Origin of the sequence: Gryllotalpicola ginsengisoli DSM 22003, assembly GCF_000419445.1 — a bacterium.
GTDB lineage: Bacteria > Actinomycetota > Actinomycetes > Actinomycetales > Microbacteriaceae > Gryllotalpicola > Gryllotalpicola ginsengisoli.
This window is the reverse complement of the sequence record NZ_AULK01000004.1, coordinates 51,758-75,488: the sequence shown is the minus strand read 5'-3', so window position 1 is coordinate 75,488 and position 23,731 is coordinate 51,758. Positions and strand designations below refer to the sequence as shown.

21 protein-coding genes and 2 tRNA genes are annotated in these 23,731 nt (G+C 69.2%); 13 read left to right on the top strand and 10 right to left on the bottom strand.

Annotated elements, in window-relative coordinates; genetic code table 11:
• Positions 1-120 precede the first annotated feature (120 nt).
• The 5 genes from H563_RS15895 (at position 121) to H563_RS0108850 (ending at position 5,697) form a co-directional block, all read left to right on the top strand.
• A complete protein-coding gene (locus tag H563_RS15895; protein WP_155865127.1) occupies positions 121-1,056 on the top strand; it encodes a M23 family metallopeptidase in 936 nt (311 codons plus the stop codon).
• A 165-nt stretch (positions 1,057-1,221) separates the two neighbouring features.
• Complete coding sequence (locus H563_RS15890; RefSeq protein WP_022882250.1) at positions 1,222-2,169, top strand: carbohydrate ABC transporter permease; 948 nt, start codon at positions 1,222-1,224, stop codon at positions 2,167-2,169.
• Positions 2,166-3,491, top strand: a complete 1,326-nt coding sequence (locus H563_RS0108860; protein WP_081416228.1) for an ABC transporter substrate-binding protein — start codon at positions 2,166-2,168, stop codon at positions 3,489-3,491. Before H563_RS15890 ends, H563_RS0108860 begins: the two co-directional genes overlap by 4 nt.
• Complete coding sequence (locus H563_RS0108855; protein WP_022882248.1) at positions 3,491-4,318, top strand: carbohydrate ABC transporter permease; 828 nt, start codon at positions 3,491-3,493, stop codon at positions 4,316-4,318. Before H563_RS0108860 ends, H563_RS0108855 begins: the two co-directional genes overlap by 1 nt.
• Complete coding sequence (locus H563_RS0108850) at positions 4,315-5,697, top strand: MBL fold metallo-hydrolase (protein WP_022882247.1); 1,383 nt, start codon at positions 4,315-4,317, stop codon at positions 5,695-5,697. Before H563_RS0108855 ends, H563_RS0108850 begins: the two co-directional genes overlap by 4 nt.
• Before the next feature lie 79 nt (positions 5,698-5,776).
• Here the strand turns inward: H563_RS0108850 and H563_RS0108845 are convergent, their stop codons facing one another.
• Positions 5,777-7,441 carry a glycoside hydrolase family 13 protein gene (locus H563_RS0108845; RefSeq protein WP_022882246.1) on the bottom strand — a complete coding sequence of 555 codons (1,665 nt, stop codon included), beginning with the start codon at positions 7,439-7,441 and terminating at the stop codon, positions 5,777-5,779.
• A 110-nt stretch (positions 7,442-7,551) separates the two neighbouring features.
• On the opposite strand from H563_RS0108845, the gene H563_RS0108840 reads away from it, so the two are divergent.
• Both H563_RS0108840 and H563_RS0108835 read left to right on the top strand, forming a co-directional pair.
• Positions 7,552-7,623 (top strand) — tRNA-Thr (locus tag H563_RS0108840).
• Between the two features lie 37 nt (positions 7,624-7,660).
• Positions 7,661-7,734: transfer RNA gene (locus H563_RS0108835), tRNA-Met, on the top strand.
• Positions 7,735-7,784: 50 nt separating this feature from the next.
• Here H563_RS0108835 and H563_RS0108830 read toward each other — a convergent pair.
• A complete protein-coding gene (locus H563_RS0108830) occupies positions 7,785-8,945 on the bottom strand; it encodes a sugar ABC transporter substrate-binding protein (RefSeq protein ID WP_027479262.1) in 1,161 nt (386 codons plus the stop codon).
• Positions 8,946-9,160: 215 nt separating this feature from the next.
• On the opposite strand from H563_RS0108830, the gene H563_RS0108825 reads away from it, so the two are divergent.
• A complete protein-coding gene (locus tag H563_RS0108825; protein WP_022882244.1) occupies positions 9,161-10,303 on the top strand; it encodes an FAD-dependent oxidoreductase in 1,143 nt (380 codons plus the stop codon).
• A 27-nt stretch (positions 10,304-10,330) separates the two neighbouring features.
• Positions 10,331-10,798, top strand: coding sequence for a MarR family winged helix-turn-helix transcriptional regulator (locus H563_RS15885; protein ID WP_033210369.1), 468 nt, complete (start codon positions 10,331-10,333; stop codon positions 10,796-10,798).
• Here H563_RS15885 and H563_RS0108815 read toward each other — a convergent pair.
• Genes H563_RS0108815 through H563_RS0108785 form a run of 7 tightly spaced genes read right to left on the bottom strand, consistent with a single transcriptional unit; the run spans position 10,795 to position 16,932 of the window.
• Entirely contained in the window at positions 10,795-11,205 is a 411-nt protein-coding gene (locus H563_RS0108815; RefSeq protein ID WP_022882242.1) for a RidA family protein, read from the bottom strand. The genes H563_RS15885 and H563_RS0108815 overlap by 4 nt on opposite strands.
• Positions 11,202-12,497 (bottom strand): DUF3500 domain-containing protein, encoded by a 1,296-nt coding sequence (locus H563_RS0108810; protein WP_022882241.1) that lies wholly within the window; start codon positions 12,495-12,497, stop codon positions 11,202-11,204. The genes H563_RS0108815 and H563_RS0108810 overlap by 4 nt, the downstream gene beginning before the upstream one ends.
• A 24-nt stretch (positions 12,498-12,521) precedes the next feature.
• Entirely contained in the window at positions 12,522-13,571 is a 1,050-nt protein-coding gene (locus tag H563_RS0108805; protein ID WP_022882240.1) for an amidohydrolase family protein, read from the bottom strand.
• A 12-nt stretch (positions 13,572-13,583) separates the two neighbouring features.
• Complete coding sequence (locus tag H563_RS0108800) at positions 13,584-14,444, bottom strand: fumarylacetoacetate hydrolase family protein (protein WP_022882239.1); 861 nt, start codon at positions 14,442-14,444, stop codon at positions 13,584-13,586.
• Complete coding sequence (locus H563_RS0108795) at positions 14,441-14,884, bottom strand: YybH family protein (protein ID WP_022882238.1); 444 nt, start codon at positions 14,882-14,884, stop codon at positions 14,441-14,443. Before H563_RS0108795 ends, H563_RS0108800 begins: the two co-directional genes overlap by 4 nt.
• The gene (locus tag H563_RS15880) at positions 14,881-16,158 is read right to left on the bottom strand and encodes an FAD-dependent monooxygenase (RefSeq protein WP_022882237.1); all 1,278 of its coding nucleotides are present in this window, start codon (positions 16,156-16,158) and stop codon (positions 14,881-14,883) included. The genes H563_RS0108795 and H563_RS15880 overlap by 4 nt, the downstream gene beginning before the upstream one ends.
• A 36-nt stretch (positions 16,159-16,194) precedes the next feature.
• On the bottom strand, positions 16,195-16,932 hold the full coding sequence (locus H563_RS0108785) for a dienelactone hydrolase family protein (RefSeq protein WP_022882236.1): 738 nt from the start codon (positions 16,930-16,932) through the stop codon (positions 16,195-16,197).
• Positions 16,933-17,043: 111 nt separating this feature from the next.
• Here H563_RS0108785 and H563_RS0108780 point away from each other — a divergent pair, with 111 nt between their 5' ends.
• The 4 genes from H563_RS0108780 to H563_RS15875 all read left to right on the top strand — a co-directional run bounded on the left by H563_RS0108780 (position 17,044) and on the right by H563_RS15875 (position 21,780).
• Positions 17,044-17,736 carry a GntR family transcriptional regulator gene (locus H563_RS0108780; RefSeq protein ID WP_022882235.1) on the top strand — a complete coding sequence of 231 codons (693 nt, stop codon included), beginning with the start codon at positions 17,044-17,046 and terminating at the stop codon, positions 17,734-17,736.
• A gap of 225 nt (positions 17,737-17,961) precedes the next feature.
• Positions 17,962-18,975, top strand: coding sequence for an ABC transporter permease (locus H563_RS0108775; RefSeq protein WP_022882234.1), 1,014 nt, complete (start codon positions 17,962-17,964; stop codon positions 18,973-18,975).
• A 49-nt stretch (positions 18,976-19,024) separates the two neighbouring features.
• Positions 19,025-20,197 carry a sugar ABC transporter substrate-binding protein gene (locus tag H563_RS0108770; protein WP_022882233.1) on the top strand — a complete coding sequence of 391 codons (1,173 nt, stop codon included), beginning with the start codon at positions 19,025-19,027 and terminating at the stop codon, positions 20,195-20,197.
• Positions 20,194-21,780, top strand: coding sequence for a sugar ABC transporter ATP-binding protein (locus tag H563_RS15875; RefSeq protein WP_022882232.1), 1,587 nt, complete (start codon positions 20,194-20,196; stop codon positions 21,778-21,780). The genes H563_RS0108770 and H563_RS15875 overlap by 4 nt, the downstream gene beginning before the upstream one ends.
• Here H563_RS15875 and H563_RS0108760 read toward each other — a convergent pair.
• Positions 21,777-23,693, bottom strand: a complete 1,917-nt coding sequence (locus H563_RS0108760; protein WP_022882231.1) for an FAD-dependent monooxygenase — start codon at positions 23,691-23,693, stop codon at positions 21,777-21,779. The two genes, H563_RS15875 and H563_RS0108760, sit on opposite strands and share 4 nt — an antisense overlap.
• Between the last annotated feature and the right edge of the window lie 38 nt (positions 23,694-23,731).

The window sequence follows — 23,731 nt, the reverse complement described above, 5'->3', positions numbered from 1 at the left end:
CACCCCCGGACCGGGGCTCGTCTTTCCCAGCGCCCCCGCGGTAGGGTTACTGAATCGTTATCCGCCCCGAATCGGGTGACCGCGACCGACCTCGACCGAAGCCGAACAGAGCCCCACACCGTGCACGACCTCGACACTCCGCTGCCGACGCGGCGCTCCCTGCGCGAGCAGGAGCGCGCCCACGCGCCTCGCCGCAGGCGCGTCCGCGGGCACGTCGCCCCGAGTGTTCCGCTCGCCCCCGCCGCGACGCATCACCCCTCCGCGTGGGCCGTCGCCGCCCAGTCCGCGCCCGTTCCCGCTCTACGCCCCGCCCGGCCGGTGACCGTCGAGACCATGCCGACGCCCAAGCCGCGCCGCACGAAGGCGCGCAGCGTGCTGGCGGCGGCCTTCGTCGTGGGCCTGGCCGCCACGAGCGCGGTGCCGATGCTCGCCTTCGGCCAGACCGCAGGCGCCGCAGCGATCACCGCGGCGAGCGTGCGGGGCGAGGGCGCCGTGCAGTCGCTGCAACTGTCGACCTCGACCAAGCTGCCGGCGGCGACGCGCGACACCTACACCAGCATCCTCGCCCGCTCCGACGCGGCGATCCACGCCGGCAACTCCGCCGGCGACGGCGACGGCAAGATCCAGTGGCCGTTCCCGGGCGGGTCGCCGATCAGCTCGGGCTTCGGGCCGCGCATCGCCCCGACCGCAGGCGCCTCCAGCTTCCACCTGGGCGTCGACTTCACGCCGGGGGCCGGCACGCCCATCCAGAACATCGCTGCAGGCACCGTCACCAGCGTGGTCACGAATCCGAGCGACTCGCTCGGCGTGCACGTCATCGTCGACCACGGCATGATCGGCGGCCAGCACGTCGAGTCGGTGTACGCCGAGATGGCGCCCGGCTCGACCCGGGTCGCGGTGGGGCAGAAGCTCAAGCCGGGCGACATCATCGGCCTCGTCGGCATCTCCGGCATCTCCACCGGCGCGCACCTGCACTACGAGGTGCACCTCGACGGCACGCCCGTCGACCCCGTGGCGTGGCTGACCGCGCACGCCGGCGCGGAGGCGACGCAGTAGCGCCGGCGGATGCTTGCGAAGCATCCGTCGCGGTATTTCACCTGGTGGCCACAGGGCCGTCTCATGCCTGTAACGCGTGCCGCGGTACGGTCGAATCTTGGCCGCGGGCCAGGCGGCGTCTCTAGCACCAGAAGCTGACGTCGGCCGTCCAGCTCGAGGAGCATCGTGCGCGCAACCAGACGGGGCACTCTGCGTTCGCCGGTTGCCTACCTCTTCGTGCTTCCCGCGCTGCTGATCTTCCTGCTGTTCTCGATCGGGCCGACGGTCTACACCTTCGCGCTGTCGTTCTTCAAGTGGAACAAGCTCAACCCGGCGCTCTCGACGTACATCGGGCTGCAGAACTACGAGACGGTGTTCACAGGGCAGGGCGACCCGAGCTTCTGGTCGACGGTCGGCATCTCGCTGTACTTCGTCGTCGGAATGGTCGTGGTCGGCACGGCAGCGGGGCTCGTCATCGCGCTGCTGCTGCAACGCGGCAGCCGGCTGCTGTCCGCGGTGCGCACCATGGTCTTCCTGCCGCACGTCACGCCGCTCGTCGCGACCTCGCTCGTGTGGGTGTGGATCTTCAACCCGCAGTTCGGGCTCGCGAACCTCGTCGTGCACGCCACCGGCCACGCCAACATCGACTGGCTCGGCGACTCCGACTGGGCGATGCCCGCGGTGCTGGTCTACTCGCTGTGGCATGAGCTCGGATTCGTGTCGATCGTGTTCCTCGGCGGGCTCACCACCGTCAGCGGGGAGCTCAGCGAGGCGGCCAAGCTCGACGGGGCGAATGCGTGGCAGGAGTTCTGGTACGTCACCTTCCCCCAGTTGCGGCCTGTGCTGGCGCTCGTGCTGCTCGTCGAGTCGGTGACGAGCCTGCAGGCCTTCACGCAGTTCTTCGTGATGACCGGCGGCGGGCCCGGCTACGCCACTGCGACGCTGGGCTTCCAGCTCTACCAACAGGCGTTCGTGTTCTCGAACACGGGCTACGCGGCCGCGCTCGCGGTCGTGCTCTTCCTCGTCACCGCCGCCCTGAGCATCCTGCAGCTGCGGCTGCAGGGCGGTGGCTTCCCGTCCTTCCGATCCCTCCTGCTGAGACCACGGCAACTACGAAAGGCACGCACGACATGAATCGCACCAGATGGATGGCCACCGCGGCAGCGGCGGCCGTCGCCGCCCTCGCCCTCGCGGGCTGCTCCGGCGGCTCCGGCTCCGACAGCGACTCGAAGTCCACGTCGGCCCCGACGCTCGACCCCGACAAGAAGGTCACCATCACCTTCCTCGAGGCGATGGCCTCGGGTTCGCTCAAGACCGAGCTCGAGAAGATCACCAAGGAGTTCGAGGAGGACAACCCGAACATCACCGTCGAGCTGCAGGCGCAGCCCGACTACAACACGCTGAAGACGAAGATCGACGCCGCCGTCTCGGCCGGCAACGCGCCGACCATCGCGCAGGTGTACGGCGAGTGGGCGGCCGCATACGCGGACGCGCAGGTGCTCGAGCCGCTGACCGCCTACGCCGCCGACAACCCGTCGGCCACCGACGGCCTCTACAAGGGCATCAAGAACAGCCTCTACATCGACAAGACGCTGTACATGTGGCCGTTCAACGCCAGCGCCGTCGCCATGTTCTACAACCCGGAGATGCTGAAGGCGGCCGGACAGGACGTGCCCACGACCTGGAGCGAATTCGCGAAGGTCGCCAAGGCCGTCAGCAAGGACGGCGTCGTCGCCCTGCCGATGGACCCGGGCTCCTCGTCCGGCCCCGCAGGCGGCACGACCGTCTTCGAGCTGATCGCGGAGGCGTACGGCACCCCGGTGTTCGCCGACGACGGCACCCCGCAGCTCGACTCCAAGGCGGCGGTGAAGGCGCTGAACTACCTCGTCGACCTGAAGAAGGCCGGCGCCCTGCAGACCGGCACCAACTACCCGGGCGAGACCGCGCTCGGCGCCGAGAAGGGCGCCTTCGACATCTCGACGACCACGAGCGTCTACTACGACCAGGAGGCCGTGGGCGACAAGTTCGAGATGGGCATCGCGCCGGTCCCCGGCGCCGACGACGGCACGCGCATCAACCAGATCAACGGCACCAACGTCGCCATGTTCTCCGGCGCGACCGACGACCAGAAGGCCGCCGCCTGGAAGTACATGCAGTTCCTCACCGAGGCCGAGACGCAGAGCGAGTGGGCGCAGGCCACCGGCTACCTGCCGGTGAACCCCGCCACGCTCAAGCTCGACGACATGAAGGACTACATCGAGAAGAACCCCTACGTGACCTTCGCCAGCGAGGACCTCGCCGACTCGTCGGCCCTGCCGCCCTACGCCTGGGTGCAGGACGGCCTCGGCGACCTCGGCGCCGCCCTGCAGTCCGCGCTCGCCGGCAACGCCACCCCCGAGGAGGCGCTGAAGTCCGCGCAGGAGAAGGCCGAGAAGGCGATGGCGGCCGACCAGTAATGGCACGGCGGAACCGGCCGGGGCGCATCGTCCTCGGCATCGTGGCCCTGATCGTCGGGCTGGCGTTCCTCGCGCCCCTGCTGTGGGTGCTGGTCACCAGCCTGTCGAGCCGGGGCGAGGTGTACCGCTTCCCGCCGAGCTTCTGGCCCGACTGGCACTGGAGCAACTACAGCCAGGCCTGGGCCGCAGCCCCGTGGATCCGGTACTTCCTCAACACGGTCTTCATCGGCGCGTGCACCGTCGCCCTGGTGCTCGGCACGTCCGTCCTGGCCGGTTTCGCCTTCGCCCGCATGCGCTTCGCGGGCCGCAACGTGCTCTTCGTCATCGTGCTGGCGGTGATGATGGTGCCGCAGACGGTGCTGATCATCCCGAACTACGTCATCGCGAGCAGACTGCACCTGCTCGACACCTACCTCATCCAGATCCTGCCGTTCGGGGCATCCGTCTTCGGAATCTTCTTGCTGCGGCAGTTCTTCCTCTCCATCCCGACCGAGATCTTCGACGCCGCCCAGCTCGACGGGGCGGGCCCTGTGCGCATGGCGTTCCAGATCGCGGGGCCGCTCGCCCGGCCGTCGCTGATCCTGGTCGGGCTCAACACCTTCATGGGCGCATGGAACTCGTTCGTGTGGCCCTACATCATGACCACCAAGGACTCGATCCGCCCGATCGAGGTGGGCCTGAACTCGTTCTACGGCGTCAACGGCACCGACTGGACGACCCTCTCGGCCGCGGTGGTCTTCACCACCATCCCGATCGTCGTGCTCTTCCTGTTCCTGCAGAAGTACTTCGTGACGGGCCTCTACTCGACCCAAGGAGCAGTGCGATGACCGACGCCGAACAGACCACCATCGAGTTCTTCGGCGGTCTCGGCGTCATCGGCTCCTCCAAGATCGTCATCGAGCACGCGGGGGCGTGGGTGCAGCTCGACATGGGCCTCGACATCCCCTCCGGCCAGGACCTGATGGCCGCGCCGGTCGGCCTCGGCACCCGGCCGGGGCGCGAGCTGGCCGACCTGCTGCGCATCGGCGCGGCGCCGCGCATCCCCGGCCTGTACGATCCGCGCCTGCTTCCGCCCGACGTCGCCGATGACGCACTGTTATCGGATGCTTCGACGGAGCTCAGCACAAGTGCCTCGCCCTCGGCGCTCTTCATCTCGCATGCGCACCTCGACCACATGGGCCTGGCCGGCTTCGTGCGCCCGAGCGTGCCCGTGTACGCGACACCGCAGACGGTGCGCCTGCTCGAGGCGCTCGCCGCGTCGGGCGACCCGGTGCTCGGGCGCGAGCCGGAGTGGCGCGAGATCGCGCCGGGGGAGCCGCTCGCGGTCGGGCCGATCACGGTCGAGGCGGTGCCGGTCGACCACGACGTGCCCGGCGCCGCCGGATTCCTCGTCACCACGCCCGACGGCACCATTGCATTCACCGGCGACCTGCGCTTCCACGGCGAGCACCCCGAGCTCTCGCACGGCTTCGCCGACCGGGTGCACGGCGTCGACGCGCTGATCACCGAGGGCACGACGCTGTCGTGGGAGCCGATGACGGATGCGCCGACCACGGAGGACGACGTCCTCGCACAGTTCGCCGCCGGGCTGCACGACAATCCCGCCCTCGTGCTCGTCGCGCTCTACCCGCGCAACGTGGAGCGGGCGCAGCGCTTCATCGAGACCGCCGCCGCGCACCGCCGCACCCTGGTGTGGCCCGGCCGCGTCGCGGCGCTGTTCGCGCGCCTCGGGGTGAAGGGCGTCGCGGGGTGGGGGGAGTCCCGGAACGAGCCATCCGTGCACACCAATGCGCTCGCTCGGGCCGAGGCCGACGGCTTCGCCGTGCAGCGCGTCGATCTCGGCGCCGTGCACGCGCAGCCCGACGCGTTCGTCGTGATGCCCGACCCGCACGACCTGCCCAGTCTGCTCGACCTGCCGGTCGGGCCGGGCACGGTGCTGCTGCACGCCAACGGGCAGCCGCTCGGCGACTTCGACGTGTGGTGGGCGCCGTTCACCGCGTGGCTCGCGAAGCTCGGCATCGAGCTGCGGATGGCGGGCGCCGGCGGCCACGCCTCGAGCGACGCGCTGCACGCCATGGTCGAGACGATCGCCCCGCGGGTGGTGTTCCCGATCCACACCTTCAGCCCGCGGCGGCTGCAGGTGCCGCGCGGCACGCGCCGCATCGTCGCCGAATACGGCGTGAAGTACGTGCTCGCGGAGCTGTAGCGCGACCGAACTCAGGAGGAGCGCGGACTCGAGGGCCTGACGGGCTCGACCGGGCGCTCCTCCTGAGTTCGGCCGCCCATCACTCCGCCGCGCGGAGCCAGACCGTCGTGTCGACCGGCAGCCGGCCCTCGAAGGGCGAGCTCGCCGCCAGGATGTCGCCGGCGGGCAGGGTCACGGGCGCGGTGCCGAGGTTGGCGATGACCGTGACGTCGCGGTTGCGCAGCGCCACGACCTGCTCGTGATAGCCGCCCAGCCACTCGACCTCGCCGAGCCCGAGGCCGTGCTGCCGCCGCAGCTCGAGCAGCGTGCGGTACAGCGACAGCGTCGATTCGGGGTCCGACTTCTGCACGTCACGGGCGTATTCGGCCCACAGCTTCGGCTGCGGCAGCCAGGAACGGCCCGTCTCGTTGAAGCCGTAGGCGGGGGCGCCGGCTTCCCAGGGGATCGGGACGCGGCATCCGTCTCGGCCGTATCGCTCGCCGCCGGTGCGGAACCAGGTCGGGTCCTGCCGGGCGTCGTCGGGCAGGTCGACGACCTCGGGCAGCCCGAGCTCCTCGCCCTGGTAGAGATAGGACGAGCCGGGCAGCGCCAGCATCAGAGCGGTCGCCGCGCGGCCGCGGCGCAGGGCGAAGAAGCGATCGGGCAGTCGCTTCAGGTCGCGCGGGCCGATGCCGGCACCCTGCGGGTTCTCGAAGGCGAGGGCCAGCCGGGTGGCGTGGCGCACGACGTCGTGGTTCGAGAGCACCCAGGTCGACGGGGCGCCGACCGCGCCGAAGGCCTCGAGCGAGTCCTGGATCACCTCGCGCAGGGCGCCGCCCTCCCACGGCGTCTCGAGGTAGGCGAAGTTGAAGGTCTGTTGCATCTCGTCAGGGCGCACCCACTTCGCCAGCCGCGACAGCGGCTCGACCCATGCCTCGCCGCACAGGGCGCGGTCGCCGTCGTAGCCGGCGAGCACCTCGTGCCACTCGCGGTAGATCTCGTGCACGCCCTCCTGCCCCCAGTAGGGCGCGAGCGGCGGCTCGTCCTCCACGTCGTCGGCGCCGGGCCGGCCGCCCATCGAGCCGCCGGCCTGCGGCGGCGTGTAGTCGGGCAGGCCCTCGGCCTTGATCAGGCCGTGCGCGACGTCGACGCGGAAGCCGTCGACGCCCCAGTCGAGCCAGAACTTCAGGATGTCGACGAACGCGGCGCGCACGAACGGCGACCGCCAGTTCAGGTCGGGCTGCGACGAGTCGAACAGGTGCAGGTACCACTGGCCGGGCGTGCCGTCGGCTTCGGTCACGCGCGTCCAAGCGGGGCCGCCGAAGACCGACTGCCAGTTGTTGGGCGGCTCGTCGCCGCCGGCGCCCTTGCCATCGCGGAAGATGTACCAGTCGCGCTCGGGCGACCCGGGGCCGGCCGCGAGAGCCGCCTGGAACCATACGTGGTCGCTCGAGGTGTGATTCGGCACGAGGTCGATGATGATTCTGAGGCCGAGCGCGTGCGCATCCGTCAACACGTCGGTGAAGTCGGCGAGCGACCCGAACAGCGGGTCGATGTCGGTGTAGTCGGCGACGTCGTAGCCCGCGTCGCGCTGCGGCGAGGTCATGAACGGCGAGAACCAGACCGCGTCGACACCCAGTTCGGCGAGCTCAGGCAGGCGAGAGCGGATGCCTCGCAGGTCGCCCACCCCGTCGCCGTCACCGTCCGCGAACGACCGCGGATAGACCTGGTAGATCACGGCGCTGCGCCACCACTCTGAAGCCATGAGGCCACGTTATCGGGCGGATGCGACGGGCTTCAGCCGGGCAGCGCCTGATTTCTTGACGGCGCAGGCGCTCTGTTATGCTCTTCGGGTTGCCGGAGATCTCTGGCGCTGCCCCGATAGCTCAGTGGTAGAGCACTTCCATGGTAAGGAAGGGGTCGTCAGTTCAATCCTGACTCGGGGCTCTGCTCAATAGGAGCAATGCTCAGACAGTGAGCGCTTGGCGGGATAGCTCAGTCGGTTAGAGCACACGGCTCATAATCGTGGTGTCGCGGGTTCAAGTCCCGCTCCCGCTACACAGGACAGAAGGCCCCGGCTTCCCGGGGCCTTCGTCGTGTGGTGGTCGTTACTGCGCGTTCCACAGCTTCGCGAAGTCGTCGCGGAAGCTGGTCGGGCCGAACCACTCGCCGGAAGCCTCGGCGGCGGCATCCGTCTTCACATCGGCGACGTTGTCGCGCGTGAAGAGGCGGATCGGGATCTCGTAGCTCGGCAGCTTCGTCTTCGTCATCAGCCGCAGCGCCGCGTCGGCATCGACCCAACCCTGGTAGGCCGAGGCCTGGCCGGCGTCGACCGAGAGGAAGTTCTTCGCCGCGAGCATCTGCAGGCCCGCGATCTGAGCCGCCGTCGAGGCGCCCTTGATGGACGCGGTGCGGCCCGTCTGCTGCACGCCGCCGACGGTCGGCTGCAGGAACTGGTCGAACTCGGAGATCACGTAGCCCGTATTCGGCGCCTTCAACAGCGCCGAGCTCGTCGACGAGGCGATCAGCGAGAAATTGGCCGACGACACCGAGTTGAGCTTCACGACGCACTTCGGGCACTGGGCGGAGAACTCCTTCTTCGCCGCCTCGACGTACGCCTCCGTCGAGGGCGAGTCGGTGCTCGCGTTGATCAGCACGTTCGCGGTGCCGTTCGAGTCGACGATGATCCAGTCGGCGACGGCCTGCATCATTTTCGATCCGGGGGTCGGGATGTAGGCCAGGGTGTCCGACGCCGGGTGCGCGGAATCGGTGATCTGGTCGCTGATCAGGATCGGGATCGACGCCTTCTGCGCCTCGTCGAAGGCGTTGGCCGCGATCACGTACGGGATCGAGTCGGTCACGATCGCGCCCGCCTTTGCCAGCCTGGCGTGGTCGACGCACGCGGCGACCTGCGACGGGGTCGCGCCGCCGTCGCAGGTCTGCACCGTGATTCCGACCGTCGCGAGGGCCTGCTTGAGCGCGGTGCCGGTGACGGAGAACTGGGGCGCCTGCTGCGTCCAGGGAATGAAGTAGACCGTCTTCCCCTTGAGCGCCGAGACGGCGGGGATCGGGGTATCGGGCACGGGGTACGCGTCCCGCGGCTTCTCGAGCTGTGCCACCGTGTCGGCGAGCTTCGACGTCGAGGAGCCGCTGTCGGCGCCGGACGGCGTGCTGGCCGGCCCGGTGCTGCAGGCGGAGAGTGAGACGAGCGCCGCGACGGCCGCGGCGAGGGAGGCTGCGCGCACGAGGCGGCGAGACGGTTTCGACATGTTGGGGTGACCTCTCTGGCGTCATTGACAGATCTGGCGGATGCGGGCCGGTTTCGGGTCTTCCCTTGCCGGAGCCGCTTTCGTTATGGTGACATACATATCGCTCGATATGTGATAAATCGAGCATCAGCCGAAGACATCGCGAACACCGTAAGTTCGAGGGGCGGCGACCCTCACCGCGCAAAGACGCGCGAGGAGAAGGCGGAAGGATGCGTATGGGACGCACTGACGACAAGAACGTGATCGTGGTCGGCGGAGGCATCGGGGGTCTGTCGGCCGCCGTGGCGCTGCGCCAGCAGGGGTTCGACGTGACGGTGATCGAACGCTACCCAGACCTGCACTCCTCGGTGTTCGGTGTCGGCATCATCCAGCCGGGTAACGCGCTGCGCGCGCTCGATGCGATCGGATGCGCCGAGGCCTGCGTCGCCGTCGGCTACCCGGCGAAGCAGTGGGGCCGCATGCTCGACGTGAACGGCGACCACCTGCGCGACATGCCGGGCGTCGCGATCGAAGGATCGAAGTTCCCGCCGCTGAACGGGGTGACCCGGCCGCAGCTGCATGAGATCCTCACCGGCCGCGCGCTCGCCGTCGGAGTGCAGATCCACTACGGCACCTCGTTCGCCGCGCTGGAAGAGGGCCCGGAATCGGTGACCGTCGTCACGGAGAGCGGCGAGCGGCTCACCGCCGACGTCGTGGTCGGTGCCGACGGCGTGCGCTCGAAGGTGCGCCAGTACGTGCTCGGCAAGGAGATCGAACCGAAGTACATCGGCCAGTCGGCGTTCCGCGTCAACATTCCGCGCCTGCCCGAGATCGACTGCATCGTGTTGCAGGTGTGCGACGCCGGCATGGCCGGCTTCGTGCCGATCGGGCCCGACCTCGCCTACATGTTCTACAACGCGCACTTCGGGGTGCATGAGCGCATCCCTGAGGACCAGCTCGCGCCTCGCCTGCGCGAGTATCTGGCGCCCTTCGGCGGCCTCACCGGCCGGGTGCGTGACGAGTTCATCACCGACGACGTCGACATCGTGCTGCGGCCAGAGGAGACGATGGGTGTGCCCACGCCGTGGCACAAGGGTCGCGTCGTGCTGATGGGCGACGCCGTGCACACCATCACCCCCCACCTCGGTCAGGGCGCCGCCCAGGCGATCGAGGACGGCGTGGTTCTCGCCGAGGAGCTCGCCCAGAACGACCGGCTCGACGAGGCGTTCGCGCGGTACACCGAGCGCCGCTACGAGCGCTGCAAGCTCATCGTCGACACGTCGCTCAACATCGGGGAGTGGGAGATGGGCCGACTGCCCGGCTTCGACAACATCGGCGCGACCAACCACGTGCTCGAGGTGATGGCACAGCCGCTGTGACCGCGGGGCGTTGCTAGCATGACCCGCATGGTCGACTCCCGCCGCTCCGAGCTGCGGGAGCTGACCATCGCATTGCGGGAGCTGGCCTGGGCCGTGCACCGCCGCGCGCCGGACCGCGCGGGCGTGGGGCCGCTGCCGACCACGGAGCTCGCGCTGCTGCGCCAGGTGCAGGAGACGCCCGGCGCCACCGTCGGTGAGCTCGCGCAGCAGCTCGGGCTGCAGCAGTCGAACACGAGCGCCGCCCTGCGGGTCCTCGAGCGGCGCGGATACATCGTGCGCCGGCCGCACCCCTCGGATCGCCGCGCCGTGCAGATCGAGGCCACCGAAGCAGGCATCCGCGAGCACGAGGCGATCGCCGCCGCGTGGGCGTCCGCGCTCGACGGCGCGCTGGCCTCGCTCTCGGAAGACCAACTGGACGCCCTGCTCGCCGCGGTCGACGCGCTCGACGCGCTCGACAACGCGGTACGCACCCAGCCCCGGGCGACGACGCGCTAGCCGTCGCCCCCCGACGGCTTGTCGCCGATCACGGCGACGAACTCGCACTCGATGAGCTTGCCCGCTTCGAGCGACCCGGCCAGGGCGTGCCGGGTCGGCCGGTCCTGCGGGTCGGGGAACATGGCCGTCCACTCTCGGTTGAGTGCCGCACGGTCGCCGAGATCCGCCAGCCACACGGTCACCTTGACGATGTCGTCGACGGTGCCACCGCCCGCCTCGGCCACCGAGCGGATCGCCTGGAACATCAGCGCGCACTGCTCGTCGAGCGTCGGCGGCAGCGACCGGTCGCGCTGGTCGCGGCCCGTAATCACGCCTGAGAAGAGGAACGGGCCGATGCGGCACGCGGCCGGCACGGGGTTCGCGTGCGCGAAGCCCTCGGTGTAGACGCTGATGCGGCGACCGCTCATGAATCCTGCCTGCCCTGCCACTGCGCCAGATACGCCTTTCCGTAGTCGTTGCCGTTCGGCACCCGCAACGTCGTGTGCACGTGGAAGCGAGCCGGAAGACGGTTGGCGAGCCACACTCCGGCGTGGTCGTCGAGCTCGGCGACGATGACCGGGCTCTGGATGCGGAAATAGTACGGCTGCGAGCCATCCGTCGCCCCGTACCACGCGAACCAGGTCTCATCGAGGTGCGCGTCGAACAGGTCGAGCTGCGCGGCGCGCTGCTCGACGCGCAGCAGCAGCCAGCAGTCGGCGACCAGCTCGCGCAGCAGCTCGCGCTGACGCGCGTCGAGTGCGGCGGCGTTGATGCCCTCGTACGGGATCACGCGGTTGTCGCGGAAAGCGCCGGCCAGGTGGCGCTCGTCGGCGGGGTGGATGCGCCCCTCCGGCATGCGCGGGTCGAGCACCGAGTCGTATACGACCGCCTCGGCCCGCTGCGCCTCGGTCAGGGAGCCGGCCAGCTCGAGGGCGGCGCGCTCGCGCGCGGCGAAGAGCGGGGGATGCTCGTCGTCGGAGAGCGCCGGCTCGGCGCCGATGAAGACCGGGGCGGCCAGCTCGCGACCGCCGATCGTGACGAAGTTGACGTCGACATGGTGGCCCGACAGCTGCCACCCCCACGGCTCGTCCTGCGACGGCGTGCCGAAGATCGCGAACCAGTAGCTGCGCGCGTTCAGGATCTCGGGCAGCTCGACCAGCCGGCCGAGGAAGCCGTTCAGCTCCATCGCCTGCCGTACGCGCTGGTAGCCCTCGGGGCTCAACGACCGCCGCACGACCTCGAGGATCGCCTCGACCTTCTCGTCGGCCAGGCACTCGAGGCGCAGCCCGATCCGGTAGACCATGAACTCGGGATTGCTCCACGCCCGCCACTGCGGGGCGTCGATCGGATGCCCGAGCTGATCCCGCTCGCCCGGGGTGAGCAGCCCCATGAGACGCTCGGCGGCCGCAACGAGCTCAGGGTCGTTGCGGCCGCCCTCCGGCAGTGCGTAGAGCCCCTCGCGCACCACGCCGTCGGAGGTCACGCCGACGAACGGCTCGCGGTACAGGCCGTCCCAGTACTCGAGCAGCTCGCGCAGAAAGGGCGCTCGGTAGCGGTCCTGCGCGAACTGCTCGAAGTTCATTCCGCGTACCTGCGTGAACTGGGGCGAGTCCACCGGGTAGAGATTGGCGCGGAAATCGTCGGGCGGCAGCTCGATCGCCTCCTCGCGCGCGCTCACGCGCGCCGTGGAGAAGTAGCCGTCGATGTCGTCGTCGCTCATGCTTCGCCTTGCTTCGGCCGCGGCTCAGACCGGCAGGTTGAACAGGCGCTTGGCGTTGCCGTACATCACCAGCTCGCGGTCTTCGGCGCTCAGGTCGAGTTTCTTCGTCATGAAGTCGACGCCCTGGCTCATCCAGCCGTAGAAGACCGGGAACGAGGAGCCGAACAGGTAGTGGTCGGCGCCGTTCACCTTGAGCGCGGCCTCGACCTGCTCCTTGCCCCAGGAGTGCGGGTGGGTGAGGTCGAAGAAGATGTTGTTCTCCAGGTAGCTCGCGATGCGCTCGGCGCCGCTGGAGTCCAGGCGCTGCATCGACTCCTTCTTGTTCGAGGCGTGCGGCGTCAGCAGCGCCGTGTTCGCGAACCAGTTGCCGCCCAGCATGGTGTGGATGAACTTGAGGTTGGGGAACTTGTCGAACATGCCGCTGAACAGCTCGCGGCCGACGGCGGTGGCCTGGTCGACGATGCGGCCGAACTCGCGGCGCAGGTTGGTGTAGTCGATGATCGACTCCCACTGCACCGGCAGCGGGGTGTGGTGCACGATGACCGGGACCTCGAGGTCGTTGAGCACCTTGAGGTACGGCTCGAAGGCCTCATCGTCGAGGTAGAGCTGGCCGTAGTGGCAGGCGAGCTGCACGCCGACGACGCCGAGCTCCTTGATGCACCGCTCCAGCTCGTAGATGTTCTCCTTGCCGCCCCACGGCGGAACGCAGGCGGTGGCGAACAGGCGGCCGTTGGACTTCTTCACGATCTCGGCCGCGTTGTCGTTGACGGCCTTGCAGATCTCGAGCGGCAGCCACTCCTGCCAGACCGGAACGCGCATGATGCCGTAGTCGACGCCGGCGTCGTCCATCGCGGCGAGCTTCGCCTCGGCGGAGTAGTCGCCCTCGACGTAGTTCAGGTTCTGGTGGCCCTTCGGCTTCTCGAGGATGAGCTGCTTCTTGCCGCTCTCCATGGTGATGACGCGGGCGATCTCCCCGAAGCCGCGGGGCGCCGAGTCGAGGAATCCGTTCAGGATCTTGTCATTGCTGAACAGGTCTTCCGGCAGGTGGTGGATGTTGATGTCGATGACGGGCACTGGATCCTCTTTCTATCGCTCGTTCTCGCTGCGAACGGTGTTCTCGATGGCGCCGAGGCCGTCGATCTCGGCCCGCACCACGTCGCCGGGGCGCAGGAAGCGGCCGGTCGGCGCGCCGATGCCGGACGGGGTCCCGGTGGCGATGATGTCACCCGGCATGAGCGTCATGACCGTGCTCAACTCGGCGATTTGCTGGTAGATGTCGTAGATCATGTCGTCGGTGGCGGCGCTCTGCCGCAGTTCGCCGTTCACCGTCAGGCGCATTCCGAGCGCGTGCGGGTCGGCGACCTCGTCGTCGGTCGTCAGCCACGGGCCGAGGGGCCCGTGCGTGTCGAAGGACTTGCCGAGCGTGAAGGTGGGGGAGCGCGCCATCAACCAGTCACGCACCGACACGTCGTTCGCGACGAGGTAGCCGGCGATGACCGCGCGGGCGTCGGCGGCGGCGACGTGGCGGCAGCGGGTGCCGATGACGACGCCGAGTTCGATCTCGTAGTCGAGCTGGTCGGAGACGGCGGGCTTCACGATGTCGTCGAACGGCCCCACGATGCAGGAGACCTGCTTGTTGAACCAGAGCTGGTTCTTCGGCGTCGGGATCCCGGCCTGCAACGCCTCCTCGGCGTGCTTCGCGTAGTTCATGCCGATCGCGAGATACTTCTGCGGCTCGTCGACGGGCGCGGCGAGCACGACCTCCGTGATCGGATGCCTCGGGCCGTCGGCGCTCTCGAGGCGCGGACGCAGCTCGTCGAGCGCCGGCAGCAGCGCCTTCAGCGACGTGCCCACTCCGGCCCCCTCGGTGAGGTCGACGATTTCGTCGCCGTCGACGCGGCCGACGTGGATGTCGCCCCCGGCGACGGAGAAGCGTGCGAGTTTCACGACCGGCCTCCCTGTTCGGAGGGGAGCGGTGTCCAGGCCTGTTCGCCGTAGGGCGTGAGCTGGAAGCTGACGAAGCGCCACTCTCCGTCGTCGCCGCGGTGCAGCACCTGTGTCGCGACACCGGCGAGCGTGCGCTCGCCGCCCTCCTGCGTGCGCAGGCGGTTGGTCAGCGGACCCGTGATGACGGCGACGTCGTCGCCGATCAGTCGCAGGTTCAGGTCTCCGCGGGTGATCTCGAGATAGGCGCGGCGCGTCTCGGTGTGCTGGAGCAGCTGCGCCTTGTCGTGGGTCAGGCCCGGCGCGTGGATGTGCACGAGGCTGTCCTCCATCAGCTCGTCGAGCGCGTCGAGGTCGACGTCGATGAGCGCGCGCTGCCGGCGCTCCTCGACGGCGAGCAGCTCCGCCGCGGTCTGGGGGTCCGGCGTGGTCACGGCGGTCATCGGCTCACCCCCGTCTCGGCCCAGGTGCGGAAGCCGGTGGCCTGCCCGGCCTCCCAGCCCGGCCGGGGCTGGCCGACCAGGGCGTGGTACTTGCTGAAGATCGCGTCGGCCTCGGCGAGCGGCAGTACCTGCTCGATGTCGTCGAAGGGCTTGCCGTCGGTACGCTCGGCGACCATGCGGCGGATCACCTCGTAGCCCTCTCCGCGCATGTTCATCACGATGCGGTTGACCGGCTCCCGGCGCTCGGCGTCGAACGCGACGAACGCCTCATGCGGGTCGGCGTACTCGACGAGCTTCTCGGTGATCACGCGGGCGTCGACCAGGGCCTGCGAGATGCCGTTGCCGCCGCGCGGGTACATGGCGTGGGCGGCGTCCCCGAGCAGCACGACCCGGCCTTCGACCCAGTTGTCCAGCGGGTCGTGGCGGATCAGCGGGAAGAGGTAGACCTCGCGGGCGTCGCGCATCAGCTGCTGCACGTCGAGGAACGGGATCTTCACCTGGTCGTAGTAGGGCAGCACCTCGTCGACGGTGCCGCGCTGGTTCCAGTCCTCGATCGTCTCGTCGCGTTCGGCCTCGACGACCCAGTTGATGAGCTGGCTGCCCTCGCCGTCGACGTTGTCTGCGATCGGGTAGATGATCATCGACGACACCCGGGGGTCCCCGATGTGCAGGATGGTGTGGCCGCCGCGGAACGGCTTGCGCACGGTCACCCCGCGCCACATCGTGATGCCCGAGTAGTGCGGCGTAGCGCTCTCGGGATGCATCTGCTTGCGCACCGCCGAGTTGATGCCGTCGGCGGCGATGACGGCGTCGTGCCGCACCTCCTCGGTGCGGCCGTCGCGGTGCTGCAGCTCGAGGGTCACGCTGTCCGCGTCCTGGCGGTAGCCGGTGATGCGGGCGCCGAGCACGATCGAATCCGCCCCGAGCCGCTCGAGCACGGTGCGGTAGAAGAGCATCTGCAGCGTGCCGCGGTGCACGAAGCGCTGCTCGTACAGGTAGCCCATGTGCACGCCGCACTTCTCGGCGTAGATCTCCTGCCCGTAGCCGTTGAAGAAGATCGAGTCCTCGGCGTCGACGGAGATGGCGCGGAACTCGTCGAGGAGGCCGATCTCGTCGATCTCCTGCGTGCCGTACACCTTGATGTCGACGCCGACGCCCAGGGGCTTGAGCTCCTGCACCGACTCGTAGATGCGCGGGCGGAAGCCCTGTTGGTGCAGGCGGAGAGCCGTCAGCAGACCGGCGGGGCCGGCGCCGACGATGGCGATGTCAAGCATGTCTGTCCTCGTTCTTCGGTGAATGGGGTCGATCGGTCACCCGGCGGCGAACACGTCGCGCAGGAAGCTCTCCGTCGCCGCCCAGGCACGCTCCGAGGCGCGCTCGTCGTAGGCGACGCCGGGAGGCATGCCGGGAAGGTCGGAGAGCGGGTTGGTGAATCCGTGCTGCGCGCCGCTGTATAGGTCGAGCTCCCACGTGATCCCGGCGTCGGTCATGGCGGTCGTCAGGGCGTCGCGCAGCGCGGCCGTCGCCATCGGGTCCGCCGAGCCCGTGCACACGAGCACCTGCGCCGAGCGCGTCGCCTCGTGCCAGTCGGGGGCGAGCAGGTCGAGTCCGCCGTGCACGCTGACGGCCGCGCGCACCGGGCCGCCGACGCGAACGTATTCGAGAGCGGATGCCCCGCCGAAGCAGTAACCCGCGATCGCGGTCTCGGGGCCGGCGACCTCGGGCTGGGCCACGAGGGCGGCGTGGGCCGAGTCGATGCGACCGAGCCATTCCTCTCGGTCGGCGACCATGCCTCCGATCAGCGGTCCGATCTCCTCGCCCGAGCCGGGGACTTTGCGCTCGCCCCACACATCGGCGGCGAGAACGGCGAAGCCGAGGTGGGCGTATCGATGGGCGAGCCGGATCATCGGTTCACCGAGGCCGAAGGCATCGTGCACGAGCACGAGCCCGGGAAGCCCGGTCTGTCCGCCCTTCGGCGCACAGAAGTAGCCGGTCATTCGGGTGCCGCGATGCTCGTAGGGGATGTCGCGGGCGGTCAGTTCGGTCATACTGGCGTCCTTCTTCGCTGCTCCGTTGCGGCGGCTGAGCCGAGTCAGATCGTATAAGACTTCTTATCGGGTGACAAGCAACAGGCGCGGACTCCCGTGGCGCCACGTACCATGTCGAGCACCGCCAGTCAGGGAGGACGCGTTCGCATGAGCAAGACCGAGGAGTGCTATGTGACCCTCAAGGGCCGCATCATGGACGGCACCTACGGGCCTGGTCACCGCATCGTGGTGGATCAGTTGAAGCGCGAGTCCAACGCCAGCGTCATTCCCTGGCGGGAAGCGGTGCGCCGGCTCGAGGCCGAGGGCTGGGTCGAGGTCGTCCCTCACGTCGGTGCCATCGTGAAGACCTTCGACACGGGCGCGTTCGCCTCCAGCATGCGCATCGTGGCCCGGCTCGAGGGCCTCGCGACCGCCCTCTCGGTCGAGCACCTGACGGCCGAGAACATCGACGCCGCGCGCGCGATGAACCGCGACATGGAGAAGGCGCTGGGCGAATTCGACCCGGTGCGGTTCGGTCGTCTCAATCGGGCGTTTCATGCGGAGATCTACACCCGGTGCGGCGATGAGCACCTCACCCAGTTGCTCGACGCCGAATGGGCGAGGGTCGACCTCGTCCGGCGCTCCGCCTACTGGTACGCGCCGGGCCGCGCGCTCGCCTCGGTCGCCGAGCACGACGCTCTGCTCGACCTGCTTGAGATTCGCGCAGACACCGAGGTGATCGAGACCACGGCGCGGCGCCACGAGCTGAACACACTCGAGGCGATCACTTCGTATCAAGAGCGGTTGGACTCCGAAGCGGTCTGAAGCGCCACATCCGTTCTCGTTCTTTTCGTAACAAATCGCATAAGAAAACAGATTGACCGGTCGTGTACGACGTGGTTACTCTTCACGGGTGACGCCCTCGACGAAGTGGGCAGTGAGGCCGGTCGCGCACGTCGCGGAAGGGCTTCTCGGGAGCGGCACGCCTGGCCCGCAGTTCGCTGCCCTCAGGGGCAACGGCATCAGATCGACAGCACGCCGAGGTACCCAATGACGAGCACCACCAACGCACACAGTCCGGCGACGGTTCCCCTCGAGGCCCCCGATCGGGGCGCCCCTCGCGGTTTCGGTTGGTTCAGCTCCCGCTTCGCCGTGGTCGGCGTGTGGGTGCTGCTCATCATCCTGTATGGCGTGCTCGAGCCGTCGACGTTCCTCACCTCCGGAACGTTCAAGACGATCTTCAGCAGCCAGCAGGCGCTCATGTTCCTTACGGCGGCCCTGCTGTGCACGATCATCGTCGGCGAGTTCGTCGACATGTCGATCGCATCGAACTTCGGCCTCGCCGCCATCTTCGTCTCCGTGCTCAATGTCAACGCCCACTGGAACGTGTGGGTGGCCGCTCTCGCGGCGATCGCCATCTCGACCGCGGCGGGTGCGTTGAACGGATGGCTCGTGGTGCGGCTCGGCGTCAACACCATCGTCGTCACGCTGGGGATGGGCACGTTCCTGCTCGGCATCGCGCTCTGGGTCAGCAACCTCACCCCGGTCAGCGGCTTGCCGGGCTCCTTCGCCCAGATCTCCCTCTTCCAGCTGTTCGGGCTGCCGGTCAACTTCTACGAGGGCGTCGTGCTGCTTCTGTTCTTCGCCTACGTGATGCGCTTCACGCCGCTCGGGCGCAACATGCGCTTCGTGGGGGCGAACCGCGAGGTGAGCCGGCTCGCGGGCATCCGTGTCACGCGTATCCGCTTCGGCGCTTTCGTGTTCGCGGGTCTCATCGCCGGCATCGGTGGCGTTCTGTCCGCTGCCGCGACGGGAGGCTTCGACCCCAGCGTGTCCCAGAGCTACCTGCTGCCGATGTTCGCCGCGACCTTCCTCGGCACCGCCATTTTCGAGCCGGGAAAGTTCAACCCGCTCGGCACGCTGGTCGCCGTCTTCTTCCTCGCCACCGGCGTGATCGGGCTGCAGCTGCTCGGCCTCGCGGCCTGGGTCTCGTCGGTCTTCTACGGCGGCGTGCTCGTCGTGGCCGTGACCATCTCGACGCTGCTGCACGCACGATCGCGCTGACGGCGCACACGCTTTCCCCCTTGCCAGAGTTGTCAAGAAAGGTCTCCCCATGAACCGCCTCCCCACCCTCCGCCGGGCGCGCACCCGCATCGCGCTCGCCGTCGCCGCCGCAGGCCTCGTCGGCCTCACGCTCTCCGGCTGCGGCGCGACGGGCCCGGCCAGCACCTCCGGATCGTCGGCGGGCACTACGAACGACGCCCTGGCCAAGACCGTCGCCCACCTCGAGAAGGCCGGCGACAGCTACCCGGTGCCGACCGACCCCGTCGGCGACATCTCCGGGCTCGCGGGTAAGACGGTCTACTACATCCCGATCACGCAGCAGGCGCCGCAGTTCTCCGTCACGCAGGCGGCCCTCAAGCAGGCGCTGACCAAGGCGGGCCTCAAGCTGCAGGTGTGCAACGGCGAGGGCACGCCCACCGCGATCGGTGCCTGCGTCGACCAGGCCACCCAGGGCAAAGCCGCGGCGATCATCACCGACGGTATTCCGTACACGATCGCCGCCAACGCCTTCGACGCCGCGCAGAAGGCGGGAATCGCCGTGCTGAACACCGACCAGGTCGTCGACGACGCGCACCCGGCCTCGAAGACCCTCGGCTACATCGAGGCACCCGGTTCGGCGCAGATGGTCGCCCTGGCCGACTGGATCACCCTCGACTCGGGCGGCAAGGCGTCGCTTGTGTTCAGCCTCAACCAGGACGGCCCCGCGCCCGAGGTCTACTACAAGGCCGGAGAGGCGGAGCTGAAGAAGCAGTGCCCCGACTGCAAGGTGACGCTCAACAAGATCTCGTCGGCGAACTTCTCCCTGGTGCCCTCGTCGACCAGCTCGGCACTGCTGAAGACCCCCGACGCGGGCTACATCGTCTCCGAGTTCGAGCAGTTCGTGCAGCCCACCCTGGGCGGCGTGCAGCAGGCAGGCAAGTCGGGCTCGATCAAGGGCGCGACCGGCGCCGCGCAGCTCAGCAGCCTGCAGATGCTGCAGTCGAAGAACTTCCTCTACGCGGCAGTCGGGCAGGCCTCGGCCTACCAGGGCTGGGCCGACACCGACGCGGTGCTGCGCATGCTGACGGGTGCGCAGTTGCCGAAGTACACGATCCCCGTGCGGCTGTTCACACGCGACTCGATCAAAGACGTGAAGATCACCGCGGCCGCCCAGGCCTCGGGCGAGTGGTTCGGGCCAACCGACTTCACCGAGAAGTTCGCCAAGCTGTGGGGCGTCTCATGAGCCAGGCGCAGGCGGTGGACCGGGCTCCCGCGCCGGAGAACCGGCTCGACGTCGAGAGCATCTCGGTCACCTTCGGTCGCAACCGCGTGCTGCGTGACGTCTCCTTGGACGTGCGGCCGGGCGAGATCCACGGCCTGATCGGGCAGAACGGATCGGGCAAATCGACGCTCGCGAAGGTGCTCACCGGCCTGTACCGCCCCGACCCGGGCGGCCGGGTCGCCGTCGATGGCGTCCCCCTCAAGCTGCCGGTCAGCCCCAACGAGTCCATGGCCCGCGGTGTGGCCGTCGTGCACCAGAGCCTCGGCCTCGTGGACGACATGACGGTGCTTGAGAACCTGAGGGTGGGCCGGTTCAGCGCAACGCGGCTCGGGCGGCGCATCCGTTGGCGGCATGAGCGGGAGCAGGCGCGCGCGGTGTTCGACCGTCTCGGCCGGCGCGTCCCGCTCGAGGCCCCCGTCGGCTCGCTGAGCGAGGAGGAGCGCGCGACGGTCGCCATCGCCCGCGCGCTGCAGGACGCGCAGGCCGGCGGCGGGCTCATCATCTTCGATGAGTCGACGCGCGCGCTGACCCGGCGCTCACTGGAGCACTTCTTCCAGATGCTCGACGAGATCGTGAAGACCGGCACCTCGGTGCTGATGATCACGCACCGTCTGGAAGAGGTCGTCGACGCGGCCGACCGCGTGACTGTGCTGCGCGACGGTCAGTCGATTGAGTCGGGGCGCGAGGTGGCGGGCCTCAGCGAGGCCGACCTCACGCGGCTCATGCTCGGCCGCAACCTCGTCGACCTCGGCGGCGCCTCACGCGATGAGCGGGCCGGCGGCGACCCGGTGCACGTCTCCGGCCTGACCGGAGGGCCGCTCAGCGGCCTCGGCTTCGCGATCGAGGCCGGCGAGATCCTCGGCGTCACGGGCACGCCCGACTCGGGATACGCGGAGATCCCGTATCTCATCACCGGGGCGCAGCAGGCCGTCGCCGGAACGCTGACCATCGGCGACACGCAGCTGGCGCTGCCGAAGCTGAACCCGCAGAAGGCGATCGCGCACCGCATCGCCCTCGTCCCCGAGGGGCGCGAGCGCGCCGGCCTCGCCCTGGACCTCACCGTCGCCGAGAACGCTCTCGTGCTGCGCAGCGCCGCCTCGAACACGCCACTGCTGCCGCTGCCGGCGCGGGAAGGCCGCGCGACCGTGGAGGAGTGGCTCGAGCGACTCGACGTGCGGCCGCGCACCCCGCAGGCGCCGGTCGGAACCTTCAGCGGCGGCAACCAGCAGAAGGTGGTGCTGGCCAAGTGGCTCTCCAGCTCGCCGCGCCTGCTGGTGCTGCACGAGCCGACCCAGGCCGTCGACGTCGGCGCTCGCCACATCATCATCACCGCCATCCGGCAGGCGGCAGCAGCGGGCTGCACCGTGCTCGTCGCCGGGTCGGACGAGAACGAGCTGTCCCTGCTCTGCGACCGGGTGCTGGTCGTCGGCGAAGGCGGCATCAGCGCCGAGCTGACCGGTGAGATCTCCGCGGACGACATCGTCAACGCGACGTTCGCCTCCGGCTCGCGGATGAAGCTGCGGCACGGTTCCGAGCACGCTTAGCGCGCGGCGAGCATCGCGCCGGCCTGCGCCCGCATGTTCCCGTCGAAGAAGTCGGCCAGTTCGCTGCGCGCCGCGAGCGGCAGCACGGCCGCGACGTACTGGTCGGGCCGCACGACCACGATGGCGCCATCACGGCTGATGCCGCGTTCGCGGAAGATGTCCCGGCCATGCCCGGAGGCGAAGATCTGGTTGATGTCGACGAGGCCGAACGGCGCTTTGACCGGCTTGAACGCGTCGGGAACGTCGCCGGGCTCGACCAGCGTGTAGTTCTGCTGGTAGACGACCTTGGTGTCGAAGACGGCGTCGTCGTCACCGCCCGCCGGCGTGTAGCGCACCCGCGGCGACGACGGCTCGTGCGCCCACCACTGGGCGAAGTCGGCCGTGGGCGTGCCGCTCAGGGCGGGCGGCGCGGAGTCCGCGAACACGTACACGCGCCAACGCCCGTCGGCTTCGTGCAGGTGACCGAGGTGGCGCCAGCGGTTGTCCGCGCGGCGGATCACCTCGGCCGACTTGAAGCGCTTGCCGACGGGGAACCCCGTCGCGAGCTCCTGGTGCTCGGTGCCGAGCACGATCATCGACGGCGCATACTGCGTCATGAAGCCCGCGGGGAACTCCATCGTGGCGAGGTAGTAGCGCTCCAGCTCCGCCGGATCCTCCCAGGCGTCGACGGGGCGGGCCAGCATCTCGGCCCACTCCTTGTCGAAGTCGATGAGATTCTGCGCCACCACCTTGCGCTCGCTGGCGTAGGTGGACAGCAGCGGCTCGGGCGCGCGACCCTCGAGCACCGCGGCGAGCTTCCACCCGAGGTTGAACCCGTCTTGGATCGACACGTTCATTCCCTGCCCGGCCTTCGCAGAGTGCGTGTGGCACGCGTCGCCCATGATGAACGCGTGCGGCGCGCGGATGCCGGCGAGCTCGGGAGGGACGTCGTCGAAACCGTCGGTGATGCGGTGGGCCACCTCGTACACCGACCACCAGGTCACGACTTTCACGTCGAGCGTGTACGGATGCAGCACCCGATTCGCCTTCTCGATCATCGCCTCGATGGGGGTGGCACGCACCGCTCCGGCATCCGACTCGTCGACCTCGCCGAGATCGACGTACATCCGCACCAGGTATCCGCCCTCGCGGGGAATGAGCAGGATGTTGCCCGCGTCGTGCGACTGGATCGAGCACTTGACCTGGATGTCGGGGAAGTCGGTGTTGGACAGGATGTCCATCACGCCCCAGGCGTGCATCGACGACTCGCCGTGCAGGCGGTGCCCGAGCGACGCGCGCACGCGGCTGCGAGCGCCGTCACCGCCCACCAGGTACTTCGCGCGCACCGTGCGCTCCTCACCGGCCCGAGGACCGGTGACATAGCGGATGCGCGCAGCCACCGCGTACTCGGCATCGGGGTCGATCGTGCAGTCGAGGAACTCGACGCCGTAGTCGGGCACGATCCGGCCCGGGGCGCGCACGGCGTCGCGCAGGAAGTAGTCGAGGATCCGAGACTGGTTGACGTAGATGTGCGGGAACTCGCTGATGCCGGTCGCGTCGTCCGGCGCGCGCGAGGCCCGCACGATCCGGCTCGGATCGAGCGGATCCGGCTTCCAGAAGCACATCTCGACGTTGCGGTAGGCCTCGTCGATCACCTCGCCGGCGAATCCGAACGCCTGGAAGGTCTCCACCGAGCGTGCCTGGATGCCGTCGGCCTGTCCGACGGCCAGGCGACCGGGGCGCTTCTCGATCGCGCGGGCGTTGATCGAGGGGAAGCGCGAGAGCTGGGCCGTCACCACCGCGGCGGCCGGTCCGGTGCCGACGATGAGCACGTCCATCTCGTCGGGGATCTCGGTGGGGCGGTCGATGCCGAATCCGGCAGCCGGTTTGACCCGAGGGTCGCCGGACTCATAGCCGCGGTGGTGGATCTGCAATCTTGTCGCTCGCTTTCTCGAAGCCGTCGATTCTCGTA

What these genes read in the sequence shown, in the direction of transcription:
- H563_RS0108860 (WP_081416228.1), top strand. Translation starts at nt 2,166, where the DNA reads ATGAATCGCACCAGATGGATGGCCACCGCGGCAGCGGCGGCCGTCGCC.
- H563_RS0108855 (WP_022882248.1), top strand. Translation starts at nt 3,491, where the DNA reads ATGGCACGGCGGAACCGGCCGGGGCGCATCGTCCTCGGCATCGTGGCC.
- H563_RS0108850 (WP_022882247.1), top strand. Translation starts at nt 4,315, where the DNA reads ATGACCGACGCCGAACAGACCACCATCGAGTTCTTCGGCGGTCTCGGC.
- H563_RS0108845 (WP_022882246.1), bottom strand. Translation starts at nt 7,441, where the DNA reads ATGGCTTCAGAGTGGTGGCGCAGCGCCGTGATCTACCAGGTCTATCCG.
- H563_RS0108830 (WP_027479262.1), bottom strand. Translation starts at nt 8,945, where the DNA reads ATGTCGAAACCGTCTCGCCGCCTCGTGCGCGCAGCCTCCCTCGCCGCG.
- H563_RS0108825 (WP_022882244.1), top strand. Translation starts at nt 9,161, where the DNA reads ATGGGACGCACTGACGACAAGAACGTGATCGTGGTCGGCGGAGGCATC.
- H563_RS15885 (WP_033210369.1), top strand. Translation starts at nt 10,331, where the DNA reads ATGGTCGACTCCCGCCGCTCCGAGCTGCGGGAGCTGACCATCGCATTG.
- H563_RS0108815 (WP_022882242.1), bottom strand. Translation starts at nt 11,205, where the DNA reads ATGAGCGGTCGCCGCATCAGCGTCTACACCGAGGGCTTCGCGCACGCG.
- H563_RS0108810 (WP_022882241.1), bottom strand. Translation starts at nt 12,497, where the DNA reads ATGAGCGACGACGACATCGACGGCTACTTCTCCACGGCGCGCGTGAGC.
- H563_RS0108795 (WP_022882238.1), bottom strand. Translation starts at nt 14,884, where the DNA reads ATGACCGCCGTGACCACGCCGGACCCCCAGACCGCGGCGGAGCTGCTC.
- H563_RS15880 (WP_022882237.1), bottom strand. Translation starts at nt 16,158, where the DNA reads ATGCTTGACATCGCCATCGTCGGCGCCGGCCCCGCCGGTCTGCTGACG.
- H563_RS0108785 (WP_022882236.1), bottom strand. Translation starts at nt 16,932, where the DNA reads ATGACCGAACTGACCGCCCGCGACATCCCCTACGAGCATCGCGGCACC.
- H563_RS0108780 (WP_022882235.1), top strand. Translation starts at nt 17,044, where the DNA reads ATGTCGAGCACCGCCAGTCAGGGAGGACGCGTTCGCATGAGCAAGACC.
- H563_RS0108775 (WP_022882234.1), top strand. Translation starts at nt 17,962, where the DNA reads ATGACGAGCACCACCAACGCACACAGTCCGGCGACGGTTCCCCTCGAG.
- H563_RS0108770 (WP_022882233.1), top strand. Translation starts at nt 19,025, where the DNA reads ATGAACCGCCTCCCCACCCTCCGCCGGGCGCGCACCCGCATCGCGCTC.
- H563_RS15875 (WP_022882232.1), top strand. Translation starts at nt 20,194, where the DNA reads ATGAGCCAGGCGCAGGCGGTGGACCGGGCTCCCGCGCCGGAGAACCGG.